At 36.1% G+C, this 14,769-nt stretch carries 16 protein-coding genes and 1 tRNA gene; 6 read left to right on the top strand and 11 right to left on the bottom strand.

Features of this window, described 5'->3' with window-relative positions:
- Positions 1–56 precede the first annotated feature (56 nt).
- Positions 57–130, bottom strand: a tRNA-Ala gene (locus tag QO200_RS10240).
- A gap of 121 nt (positions 131–251) precedes the next feature.
- Here QO200_RS10240 and QO200_RS10235 point away from each other — a divergent pair.
- From QO200_RS10235 to QO200_RS10220, 4 genes are read left to right on the top strand one after another with little or no spacing between them, the layout of a single operon-like run.
- Positions 252–1,019 carry an enoyl-CoA hydratase/isomerase family protein gene (locus tag QO200_RS10235; protein WP_371539453.1) on the top strand — a complete coding sequence of 256 codons (768 nt, stop codon included), beginning with the start codon at positions 252–254 and terminating at the stop codon, positions 1,017–1,019.
- Positions 1,020–1,025: 6 nt separating this feature from the next.
- On the top strand, positions 1,026–1,199 hold the full coding sequence (locus QO200_RS10230; protein WP_371539450.1) for a hypothetical protein: 174 nt from the start codon (positions 1,026–1,028) through the stop codon (positions 1,197–1,199).
- Positions 1,200–1,234: 35 nt separating this feature from the next.
- Positions 1,235–1,687, top strand: coding sequence for a 6-pyruvoyl tetrahydropterin synthase family protein (locus QO200_RS10225; RefSeq protein ID WP_371539448.1), 453 nt, complete (start codon positions 1,235–1,237; stop codon positions 1,685–1,687).
- Between the two features lie 23 nt (positions 1,688–1,710).
- A complete protein-coding gene (locus QO200_RS10220) occupies positions 1,711–2,463 on the top strand; it encodes a UDP-2,3-diacylglucosamine diphosphatase (RefSeq protein WP_371539446.1) in 753 nt (250 codons plus the stop codon).
- On the opposite strand, the gene QO200_RS10215 is transcribed toward QO200_RS10220, so the two are convergent.
- The 7 genes from QO200_RS10215 to QO200_RS10185 all read right to left on the bottom strand — a co-directional run bounded on the left by QO200_RS10215 (position 2,460) and on the right by QO200_RS10185 (position 9,210).
- Positions 2,460–2,816 carry a hypothetical protein gene (locus QO200_RS10215; protein WP_371539443.1) on the bottom strand — a complete coding sequence of 119 codons (357 nt, stop codon included), beginning with the start codon at positions 2,814–2,816 and terminating at the stop codon, positions 2,460–2,462. The two genes, QO200_RS10220 and QO200_RS10215, sit on opposite strands and share 4 nt — an antisense overlap.
- Before the next feature lie 59 nt (positions 2,817–2,875).
- A complete protein-coding gene (locus QO200_RS10210; protein ID WP_371539439.1) occupies positions 2,876–4,156 on the bottom strand; it encodes an MFS transporter in 1,281 nt (426 codons plus the stop codon).
- A complete protein-coding gene (gene recJ / locus QO200_RS10205; protein WP_371539436.1) occupies positions 4,156–5,844 on the bottom strand; it encodes a single-stranded-DNA-specific exonuclease RecJ in 1,689 nt (562 codons plus the stop codon). The genes QO200_RS10210 and recJ overlap by 1 nt, the downstream gene beginning before the upstream one ends.
- Before the next feature lie 67 nt (positions 5,845–5,911).
- The gene (locus tag QO200_RS10200; protein WP_371539433.1) at positions 5,912–6,256 is read right to left on the bottom strand and encodes a HopJ type III effector protein; all 345 of its coding nucleotides are present in this window, start codon (positions 6,254–6,256) and stop codon (positions 5,912–5,914) included.
- 12 nt (positions 6,257–6,268) lie between these two features.
- Entirely contained in the window at positions 6,269–7,321 is a 1,053-nt protein-coding gene (locus QO200_RS10195; protein ID WP_371539431.1) for a flavin monoamine oxidase family protein, read from the bottom strand.
- 3 nt (positions 7,322–7,324) lie between these two features.
- The gene (rsmI, locus tag QO200_RS10190) at positions 7,325–8,038 is read right to left on the bottom strand and encodes a 16S rRNA (cytidine(1402)-2'-O)-methyltransferase (RefSeq protein ID WP_371539428.1); all 714 of its coding nucleotides are present in this window, start codon (positions 8,036–8,038) and stop codon (positions 7,325–7,327) included.
- Positions 8,039–8,079: 41 nt separating this feature from the next.
- Entirely contained in the window at positions 8,080–9,210 is a 1,131-nt protein-coding gene (locus QO200_RS10185; protein WP_371539425.1) for a hypothetical protein, read from the bottom strand.
- Between the two features lie 240 nt (positions 9,211–9,450).
- Between QO200_RS10185 and QO200_RS10180 the strand changes: the two genes are divergently transcribed.
- Entirely contained in the window at positions 9,451–10,044 is a 594-nt protein-coding gene (locus QO200_RS10180) for a thymidine kinase (protein ID WP_371539422.1), read from the top strand.
- Positions 10,045–10,187: 143 nt separating this feature from the next.
- On the opposite strand, the gene rpoN is transcribed toward QO200_RS10180, so the two are convergent.
- From rpoN to QO200_RS10165, 3 genes are all read right to left on the bottom strand, one after another.
- Positions 10,188–11,654, bottom strand: a complete 1,467-nt coding sequence (gene rpoN, locus QO200_RS10175) for an RNA polymerase factor sigma-54 (RefSeq protein ID WP_371539420.1) — start codon at positions 11,652–11,654, stop codon at positions 10,188–10,190.
- A gap of 89 nt (positions 11,655–11,743) precedes the next feature.
- Positions 11,744–13,180: an asparagine--tRNA ligase gene (gene asnS / locus QO200_RS10170; RefSeq protein WP_091090873.1), complete on the bottom strand. Its 1,437-nt coding sequence runs from the start codon at positions 13,178–13,180 to the stop codon at positions 11,744–11,746.
- 246 nt (positions 13,181–13,426) lie between these two features.
- On the bottom strand, positions 13,427–13,801 hold the full coding sequence (locus tag QO200_RS10165) for a hypothetical protein (protein WP_371539417.1): 375 nt from the start codon (positions 13,799–13,801) through the stop codon (positions 13,427–13,429).
- Positions 13,802–13,966: 165 nt separating this feature from the next.
- Here QO200_RS10165 and QO200_RS10160 point away from each other — a divergent pair, with 165 nt between their 5' ends.
- The gene (locus tag QO200_RS10160) at positions 13,967–14,740 is read left to right on the top strand and encodes a TlpA family protein disulfide reductase (protein WP_371539415.1); all 774 of its coding nucleotides are present in this window, start codon (positions 13,967–13,969) and stop codon (positions 14,738–14,740) included.
- The last annotated feature ends 29 nt before the right edge of the window (positions 14,741–14,769 follow it).

The raw sequence follows: 14,769 nt of genomic DNA, 5'->3' as shown, positions 1-14,769 counted from the left end.
AAAACATAGGCTTTAAAATAAAAAAACTCAAGCCATCTGACTTGAGTTTTAAACTGTGGAGAATACGAGATTCGAACTCGTCACCTCTTGCCTGCCAGGCAAGCACTCTAGCCAAATGAGCTAATCCCCCAATTCTTTGGCAAATATAACATTATTTTACATTGAAAAGACAAATTAAAAAACAACTTTCTGTTCTGATAAAAGGATGACTTTCTTCATAATATTTTTAACTTTACATAAAAACAACTAAAATGGCACTAGAAAATCCAACAGGTTCATTAACCACTACAATCGACAATACGATTGCAACGGTAGAATTTAGTCATCCAGCAAGTAATTCTTTTCCAAGGAAATTGTTAGATGCGTTAACTGAAAAGTTGAACGAGCTGAGTGTTAATGCTGGCGTTACTGTAATTGTTTTACGAAGTGAAGGAACAGCCGCTTTTTGTGCCGGAGCTTCTTTCGACGAACTTTTAGCAGTATCCAATCAGGAAGAAGGAACGCAATTTTTCTCGGGATTTGCTAATTTAATAAACGCCATGCGCAAATGTTCTAAAATTATAGTGGGACGTATTCATGGAAAAGCAGTAGGAGGTGGTGTAGGTATTGCCGCAGCCTGTGATTATGCTTTTGCGACCATTGATAGTAGTATTAAACTTTCGGAACTTGCTATAGGGATTGGTCCATTTGTTATTGAGCCTGCGGTAAGCCGTAAAATTGGTAAGACGGCAATGACAGAAATGACTCTAGCGGCCACCGAATGGAAAAATACAGATTGGGCTCAAGACAAAGGGCTTTACGCCAAAGTTTTGGAAAATCAGGTGGAGTTAGATATTGATATAGCTCACTTTACTACAAAGCTAGCTTCCTACAATCCAGAAGCCTTGGTGCAAATGAAGAAGATAATTTGGGAAGGAACTGAGGACTGGGATGCCTTATTGCTGAAAAGAGCAGCAATTTCAGGCGAATTAGTACTGTCTGATTTTACTAAAAATGCTTTAGGTCAATTTAAAAAATAATAAGAAATGAAAATTACAGCTCTAATACAACAAGTCGATATAGCGGGAAAATTGAAAAATGCAACTGATAGTAATTACCAGATAGGTGTGATTATTGGTTCCGTCATTCCATTTGTTGTTTTACTAGGATTGGCTTATTGGATGTATGCTTCTGCAAAAAAAAGAGATGAAAACGGTTAATTTTTCACTAAATTTGCAAGCAAAATTATACGGAAATGAGCAATATCAGAATTACAAAAAAATTTAGTTTCGAAACTGGTCATGCGCTATATGGGTATGATGGCAAATGTAAAAATGTCCACGGACATAGTTATAAATTGTCAGTAACTGTTATCGGGAGTCCTATCGAGAATCGTAATGATGTAAAATTTGGAATGGTTATCGATTTTACCGACTTAAAAAAAATTGTAAAAGAAGAAATTGTAGATCAGTTTGATCATGCCACCGTTTTTAATGAAACCACCCCTCATGTAGAATTGGCACACGAATTAAAAAATCGAGGTCATCATGTTATATTGGTGAATTACCAGCCTACAAGCGAAAACATGGTAATTGATTTTGCGCAAAGAATAATTGGTAGGTTACCCGCAGGTATCAAGCTTTTTTCTTTAAAATTACAAGAAACAGATTCTTCTTTTGCTGAATGGTACGCTAGCGATAATTTGTAATTCAAAATTCATACTTTAATTTCATGCAATTAGCCAACAATAAAAAAATTTACTTCGCCTCAGATCAGCATTTTGGTGCTCCAACAGCAGAGCATAGTTTGCCAAGAGAAAAGCGATTTGTGGCTTGGCTTGATGAAGTAAAAGAAGATGCTGAAGCGATTTTTCTATTAGGAGATTTGTTTGATTTTTGGTTCGAATATAAGTCGGTTGTTCCAAAGGGGTTTGTTCGTGTCTTAGGTAAATTAGCTGAAATAAGAGATAGCGGAATTCCAATCTATTTCTTTGTTGGGAACCACGATTTATGGATGGAAGATTATTTCCAAAAAGAATTGAATATCCCTGTATTTTATGATAATCAAGAGTTTACTTTCGGGGATAAAACATTCCTTATTGGCCATGGGGATGGTAAAGGACCAGGCGACATGGGCTACAAGAGAATGAAAAAAGTGTTTACAAATCGTTTTTCAAAATGGCTTTTTAGATGGCTCCATCCTGATATTGGAGTGCGTTTAGCGCAATATCTATCGGTAAAAAACAAACTGATATCTGGAGATGAGGACGTAACTTTTTTAGGTGAAGATAACGAATGGCTGATTCTCTATTCTAAAAGGAAATTAGAAACTAAACATTACAACTACCTTGTTTTTGGACACCGTCATTTACCGATGAAAGTGAACGTAGGGGAAAATTCAGAATACGTTAATCTTGGCGACTGGATTAGCTATTTCACTTATGGAGTTTTTGACGGAGATACATTCGAAATAAAAAAGTACTAATTCATTCCTTCGCCATATAAATAAGAGTCCAAATTAATTTTAAACAAAGTTCCTTCAACCAAGTCTTTTACGGCATTTAATTCTTGCATGGAAACAGCTAAATCAATCTGAGAACAAGGCGTTTTTAGTAAAAATTTATGGCATTTACTTTTTAGTTCGCAATCATCACAACAGCTATTTAAGGCATAACTTTCTTCTATACATTTCTTAAAGACTTGTAGTTCTTGTTGTGAAAAATAGAATCCAGTTTCTCTAAAGATCAATTGCACTTTGTCGACTAGTACGTCATTCTCTTTTCTCCAATAAAAAGAAGTCCCTGAATCATTATGGTATATTTGTTTTATTTCTTGCATTTGAATAATGTTTGAAACAAATATAAACATTATTTATAATAATTCTAAATAAATACTAATCATTCTAGGTTTTCGTGTTCTTCTAAATCTTTTCTCAAATCAAGTTTTCTAAAAGAAGGAGAAATGAATCCCGTAAATGCCACTATTATAAGTGTCATGCTTCCGCCAAAAACAACAGCCGTTACTGTTCCCATCAATTTAGCAGTAACACCACTTTCAAAAGCACCGAGTTCATTTGAAGAACCTACAAACATTGAGTTTACAGCCGAAACCCTACCGCGCATATGATCTGGAGTTTTAAGTTGTAGAATCGTTTGACGGATTACAACTGAGATGCCATCAAATACACCACTAAAGAACAAAGCCAAAAGCGATACCCAGAAAATTGTGGAAAGTCCAAATACTATAATACAAATACCAAAAGAAAAGATTGCGATCAATAACTTCATTCCGGCATTCTTACTCAACGGAACATAGGCTGTGATTAACATTGTAATAAAGGCTCCTACTGCTGGGGCTGCTCTTAAAAAACCAAATCCTTCCGGACCAACTTTTAGTATGTCTTGTGCAAAGATGGGTAATAGCGCTATAGCACCACCAAATAGAACAGAGACCATGTCAAGAGTAATCGCTCCTAAAATAGTTTTGTTATTGAAAACGAATTTTATTCCTTCGGTCAAACTCTGCATTACGGGTTCTCCTATTTTCGGATTTAATATCGGTTTTTTTTCTATTTGCGATAAAAATAATAATGCAAAAACAGAACAGGCGAAAACAGAACACATTGACCAATGTACACCAATCAAAGTAATCGAGAAACCAGCAACGGCAGGTCCTACAACTGAAGCTATTTGCCAAACAGAGCTACTCCAAGTCGCCGCATTAGGATATACTTTTTTAGGAACAAGCAAGGATAATAACGAAAAGATAGTGGGTCCTAAGAAGGCGCGAACTAATCCGCCAAGAAAAACTAAAAAGTAGATGGAGTACAAAATCGTTTTTAGAGAATAATCATGTACTATTGCTGGCCAGGTCAATAAAAACAGCCCGAAACTGATTACTGAAAAAGCCAAAATACATTTTACTAAAAGTCCTTTCTTTTCCTTTTGATCCACTATGTGACCGGCAAACAAAGCCATAGAAATAGCAGGGATTACTTCCATTAATCCAATAATTCCCAGTGAAAGCGGATCTTTGGTGATGCTGTAAACTTGCCATTCAATCACTATAAATTGCATAGACCAAGCAAAAACCATGGCGAAACGCAATAACAAAAAAGTATTAAACTCTTTATAACGCAATGCTGCGTAGGGATCTTTCTTAACTTTAGGGGTACTCATTATTTAATATTTTTTAATCTCAGTTGAATCGAAATCTTACCGTTCCATTCATTTTCATCTATACAATACACCGCTTCAAAGGGTTCTTGATTTGTAGTTAATTCCATTTTATTTCCTAATCCGAAACCTATGGCAGGAATACCTTCAGAATTATTTTGTTTTACAAACAGTTTTAAATGAGCATTGTCTTCGCCTAGTTTTTTGGCGTAGCCAGTATCTTTTATATTTTTTGTTAGAAATACAGGAGTCATGTTTAACGGACCAAAAGGCTCAAACTGTTTTAATATTCGGGTGAGTTTAGGGGTAATATCTGCAAAATCTATTTCGGCATCAATCTCAATTTCTGGGATTAGCATATCGGGATGAATCGTTTCCTGCACTTGTTTTTCAAAGGCTTCTTTAAAGATGGAATAATTCTCTTCTTTTAATGTCATTCCGGCGGCGTACATGTGTCCACCAAATTGCTCCAGATGTTGCGAGCAGGCTTCTAGTGCATTATAAACATCAAACCCTTTTACGGATCGTGCCGAGGCGGCATATTTATCACCACTTTTTGTAAAAACTAAAGTAGGTCTATAATAGGTTTCAATCAATCGAGAGGCAACAATACCAATTACGCCTTTATGCCAGTTTTCCTGATAAACGACAGAGGTAGAGCGTTCTCTTTCTTCGTTTACTTCAATCTGCAATAGGGCTTCTTTTGTGATTTGCTTGTCTAAATCTTTACGGTCTGAATTGTATTGCTCTATTTCTGAAGCAAATTGCTGCGCCTGTTCAAAGTCAAATTCCGTTAATAATTCTACAGCATGGTTTCCGTGTTTGATTCGTCCCGCTGCATTGATTCTTGGAGCGATGATAAAAACAACATCGGTAATATCTAAGGTTTGTTTTTTGACTTGATGAACTAAAGCTTTGATTCCCGGTCTTGGATCACTATTAATCACTTGCAAACCAAAGTAAGCGAGTACGCGGTTTTCTCCAGTCATCGGAACGATATCAGCGGCGATTGCAGCGGCAACTAAATCGAGATAGGAGGTTAGGTCTTCTATCGTCTGACCTCGGTTTGAACCAAGTGCCTGAATTAATTTAAATCCAATCCCGCATCCGCATAATTCATCATAAGGATAGCTACAGTCGTCTCTTTTGGGATCCAAAATGGCAACAGCTTCTGGCAGATTTTTTCCGGGTCTGTGGTGATCACAGATGATAAAATCGATGTTTCGTTCTTTGGCGTACCCCACATGATCGATTGATTTTATACCGCAATCTAAGGCAATTATTAGCGAGATGCCATTGTCATCAGCAAAGTCAATCCCTTTAAAAGAAATTCCATATCCCTCATCATAGCGATCTGGAATATAGGTAGCAACGTTTGGATAATAGGTTTTTAAGTAGGACGACACTAGCGAGACAGCAGTAGTTCCATCGACATCATAATCGCCAAAAACAAGAATTTTTTCCTGATTTTCAATGGCTAATTCAATTCGGGCCACTGCTTTTTCCATATCCTTCATGAGGTAAGGATCATGCAAGTGGTCTAGAGACGGACGAAAGAAGTTCTTAGCATCTTCAAAAGTTTCAATCCCACGCTGTACTAATAAGGTAGCCACAAAATCCTCCACATTTAAGGCTTGCGCCAAATGCTTGATTTTATCTTCGGAAGGTTTTGGTTTAATGGTCCAACGCATAGTGAATTTGGGGTATGAATTATGTTGTTATATCGATTTTAAAAATCAAAATAGGTTTCAAAACTGTTTATTTTAAAACTAGAGCTTCGCCATAAAATGCAATTCCGTCCCAGCCTGTTTTCATAAAGTTGCGAATGTTTTGGTGGTTTGATCCTTCAGAATCTCCTAAAACTTCTTCATAATAATAAGCACCAAAACAAGATAATGTTGCTGCTTCAGACAAGTTTTGCAATTCAGCAAAAGCGAACAATTTACACGAACCAGAGTTCTCTCCCGCTGCATTGTGGAGTAATCCATTTTCGAATGCTGTTGGTGAAAAAACATAATTTTCCTCAATTACCGCAATCGTTTCTGTAAATGTGATGTTTTGTGGAGTTTCTTTTAATTTTTCTAAAAAGACGTTTAGATTCATGTGCTTAGTTTGTTAAAATTGGGAGGCAATGTTTATGGCCGCAACTACTGCTCCTTCCATGTATCCTGGATTTGCGGAGGCAGTTTCTGAACCAGAAATATATAATTTGTCGTTTAATAACGGTTTTTTATAGTCGGGATGTCCATTGTTCTCATGTCCCATGAGCAGATGTTCGTAAGGGAAAAAGGTAAGTGATTCTTCGCGCCATACTTTTTCGTGATAAGCTACATAATTTCCAGCTTCAGGGCCAAAAAGTTTGGTGAGCTGAAGGATTACTTTCGCTTTTCGTTCTTCTTCTGACAGCATATGTGTACCGCCGTTTAGAAATCCTTTTAATGCATAACCCTTGTTGTCAGCAGTGCTGTGGTCATACATTTCCTGGATGATGCTGGCTTGACTGAATAGCGTACCGGAATACTTGTTATCTCTCCAAAAGGGGCTTGCGTATTCCATTGCAAATTTTATGGATTCGCCCATCCAAGTATGTGTTTTTCGCGCTAATTGCTGAATAAAATCAGGTAAGCGTGGCTCGAAGGTTATAGTTTGAACTAACAAATGTGGCGGCAAAGTGGTGATAACTGTTTCGGCTTTGTATACTATTCCGTCAGAAGTTGTAACCTCTAAATGATTATCAACTTCCTTTATAGCTGTTATTTTAGTTTGTGTTTTGATATTTTGAATGCCAACTTTTTCCACTAATTTTTCAATTAATGTGGCCGTTCCGCCAACGATGCGATAAGAGGGTTCTTCGGCATCTGAAATTTCAAATTTTTGAGGAGGCACAAAGGACATAGTTTCAAAGAAAGAGATGCCTTGGGTATGTTGCCTAAAATAGCTTATTTTGAGTTCGTCTAGTAAGGCAATAAGATTTTGGTGCGGCTTGCTGAACCAAGTGGCGCCCATTTCCATTGTGGCTCCACTTGTGCCGGTGACTGTTTCTATACGGCCGCCAATGCGATTGTGGGCTTCTAATATAATGACTTCAAGCCCTTTTTTTTGTAACAAATAAGCGATCATTAAACCCGATAGACCGGCACCGATGATTATGATTTTTGCGTTATTCATGTTTTATTCGTCTTTCTGAAATTTACTTTTTTTTACTTCTTTAGTTATTGGTTTTCCACCAATCACGACAACAATTTCACCTCGTGGAGCTATTTTTTCAAAATGAGTTAAAACTTCTCGGGTTGTTCCTCTGACGTTTTCTTCGTGTAATTTTGAAAGTTCACGCGATACGCATATCTGTCGGTCTTCGCCAAAATAGGTGATGAATTCTGCCAGTGTTTTTAATAATTTATGTGGAGAAACATAGAGAATCATTGTTCTAGTTTCTTCGGCAAGCTCTAAATATCGAGTTTGGCGTCCTTTTTTCTCGGGTAGGAATCCTTCAAAAATAAATTTGTCATTTGGCAATCCGCTATTGACTAAAGCAGGGACAAAAGCAGTGGCGCCTGGCAGGCACTCCACGGTTATGCCGTTCTCTACACAAGCACGGGTCAATAAAAAACCTGGATCTGAAATGGCAGGTGTTCCAGCATCAGATATTAACGCAATGGTCTCGCCAGCTTTTAATCGTGAGATTAAATTTTCGATGGTTTTATGCTCATTGTGCATGTGGTGACTGTACATGTGTGTGCCAATCTCAAAATGCTTTAGGAGTTTTCCGCTGGTGCGGGTATCTTCGGCAAGAATCAAGTCTACTTCTTTTAGAATCCTGATGGCTCTAAAGGTCATGTCTTCAAGATTACCGATTGGTGTGGGAACTATATATAATTTTGACATACGCTGTTATGCGGGAATTTTATTAGTATTTCGAAATTTATTTAAAGGAATTTTTTTTCTATGATATCCATAAAACGTTCGGCATAATCATCTTTTCCTTCCCAATTATTATAATCTGGTTTTACCATTTCTTCAATGAAATTACGTGTTTCATAGAAATTATCAAAAGTGATTAATTGACTTAGTACACGGTTGTAATCTTCATTGCTGTTGCCAAAAAGATGTTTTACAAATGCGATTCGGTCATTAAGATCAATCTCAATTCCTTTTGAAAGTTTATCGTTTAGTGAAACCGTTTTTGATTCAACTGTTTTTTCGGGTGCCTTAATTGGCGCTATCTCCTTCTCTTCTGTTTTTTCTACAGCTTCAAATACTGTTTCTGGAGGTAATTCTGGTACTTCGTCGACTTTTACAAAGTGTGGTTCGCTATAATGTCCTCCAAGTAGATCTTCAAAATAAATTTGCATGGTTTGCCCTTTCTTAGGTGTTTCAACTTCGGTTTCTTCTGTTAGTTCAAAATCAGTGTTAAAGTCAGTTACAGCTTCTTTTTCAGTTACTGGCTCTTCATCTTCAACCATTTCTTCTTCAGTGTTTTCCTCTTCATCCTCACGATCTTCAACTTCGTCTGTTTCCTCGGTCTCAGTTTTGTTTTCCTCGGCTTCTTCTTCGATAGCTTCGATATCTTCTAACGGCTGCTCTGCTATATCTGCCGCAAAGTCACCTAACTCTTCTACTTCTTCAGCAGTAAGTTCTTCATCTACCTCTTCAGTAGTACTTTTCTCTTCGGTAGGTTCTTCCGTTGCAGCTGGCTCTTGTATATTTACTTCTTCGGCAGGAGTTTCTTCTATAGGAGCATATTTAAAAATTACATCTTCTGTTGGCTCTTCCTTCTCAGGAACTTCCTTAACGGGGACTATTTCAGTCATTTCAATCATAGTCTCAACAGGTAGTTCTTCACTTTTGTCATAAAAAGCTTGGATATCTTTTTCGATTTCAGCATGGCCTATTGTAGGTTGGACAGTACCATAATGCTCATTAACAAAGCGTAAAACCGACAGTTTTTCATATAGTTTTTGGGTTTCCAAAAACAATTGATTGATGTCAGACTTATTCTTAAGTTGTAATATTCTGTGAGCAATGCTGACTAAATCGGCTTCCAATCTTTTTTTCATGACGTTTGAATTATGGTATGTATGGCGTATGTGTTTATAATTTTCTATAATTTTTATCCTACGTAGGGAATAAGGTCCTTTAGCAGGGAACATTTAATTTTTAATTAAGCGTTCACAAATCATCGAATTGATAAAAATTTTCTACTTTTGAGACTACGTAAAAGTATAAAATCTTAAGTCGGTTTATTACGTTACAAAGTAATAAAAACTATTCATTTTTTAAGTTAGAAAAATACAAAAATGTTTCTCGAAAATACAGTAAATCATAAAGAACAATTTGGTTGGATCGAAGTTATTTGCGGTTCGATGTTTTCGGGTAAAACCGAAGAACTTATTCGACGTCTGAAAAGAGCGCAATTTGCCAAACAAAAAGTGGAAATTTTTAAACCAGAAATCGATACCCGGTATCATGATGAGATGGTTGTATCGCATAATGCTAATGAAATTCGTTCTACGCCAGTGCCTGCCGCAGCAAACATTGCTATTTTAGCACAAGGATGTGATGTTGTAGGAATTGATGAGGCGCAATTTTTTGATGATGAAATCGTAAGAGTTTGCAATGATTTAGCTAACCAAGGAATTCGTGTTATCGTAGCTGGATTAGATATGGATTTCAAAGGAAATCCTTTTGGACCCATGCCGGCGTTAATGGCTACAGCCGAATATGTGACCAAAGTTCATGCAGTATGCACGCGTACTGGGAATTTAGCAAATTACAGTTTCCGTAAAACAGACAATGAGAAATTAGTTATGCTTGGTGAAACCGAAGAATATGAACCACTAAGTCGTGCTGCTTATTATCATGCGATGAGGAAAGATGAGGAGGAAAAGTAGGATCATCTCCCCAGCCCTCTCCAAAAGAGAGGGAGACGGAACGGAAATTTAGTAAATTAGAAACCCTTTCAAAATTTTAATTCTGAAAGGGTTTACTTTTATAGAGATATTCGATGTTGATGATAAATCTTAAATCAATAATCTTATATCTTCTTCCTCATTCTTGCTACAGGAATGTCTAGTTGTTCTCTATATTTTGCAATGGTTCTTCTGGCAATAGGATAGCCTTTTTCTTTTAGCAATTCTGCCAATTGATCGTCTGGATATGGTTTTTTCTTGTCTTCTTCCTCAATAATATTCTGAAGAATTTTTTTGATTTCCAATGTAGAAACATCTTCTCCCTGATCATTTTTCATCGCTTCCGAGAAGAATTCTTTAATTAGTTTAGTTCCATAAGGAGTTTCAACATACTTGCTGTTAGCTACGCGGGAAATAGTTGATATATCAAGACCAACCAAATCAGCAATGTCTTTCAAAATCATCGGTTTCAACTTAGTTTCGTCTCCTTCAAGAAAATATTCTTCCTGATAATGCATAATTGCGTTCATGGTTACAAAAAGTGTTTCCTGACGTTGTCTAATTGCATCTATAAACCACTTAGCCGAATCTAGTTTTTGTTTGATAAATTGAACGGCATCTTTTTGAGGGCCTGATTTATCAGTAGACTCCTTATAGGTCTGCATCATTTCCTGATAATCTTTAGAAACATGCAGGCTAGGGGCGTTCCTTCCGTTTAAAGTCAATTCCAGTTCGCCATCGACAATTCTAATGGCAAAATCAGGAACTACATTTTCAGTGATTTTATTGTTTCCAGTAAAAGCACCACCTGGTTTTGGATTGAGCTTTTCTATTTCGTGAATTGCTTTTTTAAGCTGCTCATTCGAAACATTATATTTTTGGATTAATTTCTCGTAGTGCTTTTTTGTAAAGGCATCAAATTGGTTTTCGATGATATCGGTCGCCAGTTCTACTGATTCGGTAGGTGTCTTGTGTTTCAATTGCAACAATAAACATTCTTGTAAATCGCGGGCACCCACTCCTGAAGGTTCTAATTCATGGATTACATGTAGCATTCTTTCTACAGTAGGTTCATCAGTGTAAAGTCCTTGTGTAAACGCCATATCATCAACAATATCAGGAACACTGCGACGGATATAACCCATGTCGTCGATACTGCCTACTAAAAATTCTGCAATATCTCGTTCATCATCGTTCAGGATAAATGTATTCAACTGATTGATTAGATCCTGATGAAAACTAACAGGTGCGGCTAATGGAGATTCGCGCTCTTCATCGTCGTCACTGTAGTTGTTGGTTTGGGTTTTATAATCAGGGGTGTCGTCGCTGCTTAGATATTCGTCGATATTAATGTCTTCTGCATCCACTCTATCGGATTCAGAATCATCATAGTCGTCATAATCTTCGTTTTCAAACTCGTCTTTCTCGTACTCATCTTCCTCTTTACCGGCTTCTAAAGCGGGGTTTTCATTCATTTCTTCCAACAAACGTTGTTCGAATGCTTGCGTAGGCAATTGAATTAACTTCATCAGCTGAATTTGCTGAGGAGATAATTTCTGGGATAACTTTAAATTTAAAAATTGCTTTAGCATTTATTTTTTGTATGAAAGTGTAAGGTTTAAGGTTTAAGGTTGCAGAACTTTCAAACAACTTTAAACCTTAAACTTGAAACAAAATTGTATTAAAATTCCGCGTTCAATGGTGTTCTTGGAAAAGGAATTACGTCACGTATGTTTGTCATACCAGTAACAAATAATACTAGTCTTTCAAATCCAAGTCCAAAACCAGAGTGAACCGCTGAACCAAATCTTCTAGTATCTAAATACCACCATAATTCTTCTTCGTCAATTCCTAAGGCTTTCATTTTTTCGACCAAAACATCAAAACGCTCTTCTCTTTGTGATCCTCCCACGATTTCTCCAATTCCAGGGAAAAGGATATCCATGGCGCGAACTGTTTTTCCGTCTTCGTTCAAACGCATGTAAAACGCTTTGATATTTGCTGGGTAATCAAACAAGATTACGGGGCATTTAAAGTGTTTCTCTACTAAGTAACGCTCGTGTTCTGACTGTAAGTCAGCACCCCATTCGTTAATGATATAGTTGAATTTTTTCTTTTTATTAGGAGTACAATCTCTTAAAATGTCAATTGCTTCAGTATAAGACACGCGTTTAAAATTGTTTTCCAAAACAAAATTCAGCTTGTCAAGTAAAGCCATTTCGCTTCTTTCTGCCTGTGGTTTTGATTTTTCTTCGTCTAATAACCGAGTTTCTAGAAATTTCAAATCCTCTGGACATTTCTCCATCGTGTACTTGATCACGTACTGAATGAAATCTTCCGCCAAGTCCATGTTGTCATTCAAATCATTAAACGCTACTTCTGGTTCAATCATCCAAAATTCAGCAAGGTGACGAGAAGTATTTGAGTTTTCGGCTCTAAATGTAGGTCCAAAAGTATATACCTGACCTAAAGCCATAGCATAAGTTTCTGCTTCTAGTTGTCCTGAAACCGTCAAGTTAGTTTCTTTCCCAAAGAAGTCTTCTTTATAATTTACTTTTCCGTCTTCGGTTCTTGGTGTACCATCAAATGGCAAAGCGGTTACTTTAAACATTTCACCAGCACCTTCAGCATCAGATCCAGTTACGATAGGCGTATTTACATACACAAATCCTTTTTCTTGGAAATAACTGTGAACGGCATAAGATAATACAGAACGCACACGCATGATAGCACCAAACATATTCGTACGCACACGTAAATGTGCATTTTCACGCAAGTAATCTAAACTTGGTTTGTTCTTAGGTTGTATTGGGAATTTCTCAGCATCTGAATCTCCAAGGATCTCTAGTTTTGCAACTTGAATCTCAAATTTTTGTCCAGCACCTTTACTTTCTACCAAAGTTCCAGTTACAGAAATAGCAGCACCAGTAGTAATTCTTTTTAAAGTTTCATCAGGAGTGTTCTCAAAATCAACAACACATTGTATATTATTGATGGTTGATCCATCATTTAAAGCGATAAATTGATTGTTTCTAAAAGTTCGTACCCATCCTTTTGCATTTACTTCATGAAGCGCCGTTGTACTGTTTAGTAAGTCTTTAACTTTTGTATGTCTCATTTTAATTTTAGATTTTTAACTATACCATTGATGATATCAAAGGGTATCGAAGAATAGTAAATGCAAATATAATTGATTTGTTTTAATTGTCATTATAGGGAATGTGTCAATATGGAGCTTTTTCCCGCTATTCGCTATATCTTTTACTTTTTAAAGAAAAAAGTAAAAGGATGCCGCTGCTATCGGGGCTAGGAAATGGTGGGATTATGGTTTTTGAAGAAAGGTTTTAAAAAGTGTAGCAGTACTTCAAACCGAAGCGCTTGTAGATTTACTTCTTTTTATAAAAGTACTGAAATTGAAATAAGCTCCATAGATAAAAAAGAAAGGCAAAGCTATTAGCGAAATGGTTAAGCCAAGATATGAAAACACAATAATCAGCAAGTAAATTATTGAAATAGTTTTAAGCGCTTGATACTCTTTTTTTGCAATAAAGACTATTCCAATGGGTAAAGTAAATCCCGTGAAAAGAAATACATAGATGATTAAAATATATAATTCAAAGAATTTATTTATTATGAAATAATCATAGAATAGCGGCATCACAACACCAAATAGAAATATGATAAATGCAATTCCCAAAAGTAAAAAATGAAAGTTATTTTGTAAATTATTAGTATTCACCTTTGCGTAGTTTATTGAAATAAAATAGTTGACTTATGAATTTTTATTAACCTAAGTATGTGGTGCTTAATAAAATTAGTAATTTTAGCGGACAATTTTATAATTATAAAGCTAATTTCTTGTTTGTAACAAAAAACGCCTAATTTGCTAGCTCAATTATCTGTAATGAAAAAAATATTTTTTGCCCTTTCCTTAGTTGTGATATTCACTTCTTGTACAAGTCAAACCAAATTAGGAAACCCAGAGGTGAATCCAGCTGAAATCCAGAGAAAGTTTATGGATTGGTGGACATATCAATACAATGAGATCATGCTTTCTAGAGATTTTGTAGCATTAGATTCTAATTCAAAAGAAATTACTAAAGAGGCTTTTCTGAAAGTGTTAAGTGAAGGAAATTATATTCCGATTCGGTTAGAATCAGACAAGGACGTTTTTTATTACAAGCTTTTTAAAATTGAACCAACATCAGATACAAGTATTAAGGCTTCCATCGCTGAAACGGCATTCAATGAGATTCAAAATTATAAAAAAGAAGGCGAACCATTTCCAGAATTTTCATTCAAAGATTTAAACGACAATTTGATTACAAATGAGAATCTAAAAGGAAAGATTGTTGTTGTAAAATGCTGGTACATTCATTGTGCAGCTTGTGTCAAAGAATTTCCTGATGTCAATCAATTGGCAAGCAAGTATAAAGATCGAAAAGACATCGTATTCCTAAGTCTAGCCGAAGATTCGCCAGAACAATTAAAGCCTTTTTTAATTAGAAAACCGCTTTCTTATGCTGTGGTGCCTAATATGAAAACGTATATGAATTTGACCTTACAACTCAATGCTTTTTCCACCCATTTCATCATCAATAAAAAAGGATTTATCGTAAAAGTGTTATCAGATTACAAAGCTTTAGAGGTTGCATTGGTAAAAGTAAGTGAGGAATAAATTTATTATTTAGCTTATCGGATGGTTTT

Origin of the sequence: Flavobacterium sp. Arc3 (assembly GCF_041431375.1) — a bacterium.
In the GTDB taxonomy this organism is placed as follows: Bacteria; Bacteroidota; Bacteroidia; order Flavobacteriales; family Flavobacteriaceae; genus Flavobacterium.
This window is presented reverse-complemented; position numbering and strand designations above follow the sequence as displayed.

Coding starts and splice junctions, on each gene's coding strand:
- QO200_RS10180 (WP_371539422.1), top strand. CDS start 9,451: ATGTTTCTCGAAAATACAGTAAATCATAAAGAACAATTTGGTTGGATC.
- QO200_RS10220 (WP_371539446.1), top strand. CDS start 1,711: ATGCAATTAGCCAACAATAAAAAAATTTACTTCGCCTCAGATCAGCAT.
- QO200_RS10235 (WP_371539453.1), top strand. CDS start 252: ATGGCACTAGAAAATCCAACAGGTTCATTAACCACTACAATCGACAAT.
- QO200_RS10225 (WP_371539448.1), top strand. CDS start 1,235: ATGAGCAATATCAGAATTACAAAAAAATTTAGTTTCGAAACTGGTCAT.
- QO200_RS10200 (WP_371539433.1), bottom strand. CDS start 6,256: ATGAATCTAAACGTCTTTTTAGAAAAATTAAAAGAAACTCCACAAAAC.
- QO200_RS10215 (WP_371539443.1), bottom strand. CDS start 2,816: ATGCAAGAAATAAAACAAATATACCATAATGATTCAGGGACTTCTTTT.
- QO200_RS10160 (WP_371539415.1), top strand. CDS start 13,967: ATGAAAAAAATATTTTTTGCCCTTTCCTTAGTTGTGATATTCACTTCT.
- QO200_RS10195 (WP_371539431.1), bottom strand. CDS start 7,321: ATGAATAACGCAAAAATCATAATCATCGGTGCCGGTCTATCGGGTTTA.
- QO200_RS10230 (WP_371539450.1), top strand. CDS start 1,026: ATGAAAATTACAGCTCTAATACAACAAGTCGATATAGCGGGAAAATTG.
- asnS (WP_091090873.1), bottom strand. CDS start 13,180: ATGAGACATACAAAAGTTAAAGACTTACTAAACAGTACAACGGCGCTT.
- QO200_RS10185 (WP_371539425.1), bottom strand. CDS start 9,210: ATGAAAAAAAGATTGGAAGCCGATTTAGTCAGCATTGCTCACAGAATA.
- rsmI (WP_371539428.1), bottom strand. CDS start 8,038: ATGTCAAAATTATATATAGTTCCCACACCAATCGGTAATCTTGAAGAC.
- recJ (WP_371539436.1), bottom strand. CDS start 5,844: ATGCGTTGGACCATTAAACCAAAACCTTCCGAAGATAAAATCAAGCAT.
- QO200_RS10210 (WP_371539439.1), bottom strand. CDS start 4,156: ATGAGTACCCCTAAAGTTAAGAAAGATCCCTACGCAGCATTGCGTTAT.
- rpoN (WP_371539420.1), bottom strand. CDS start 11,654: ATGCTAAAGCAATTTTTAAATTTAAAGTTATCCCAGAAATTATCTCCT.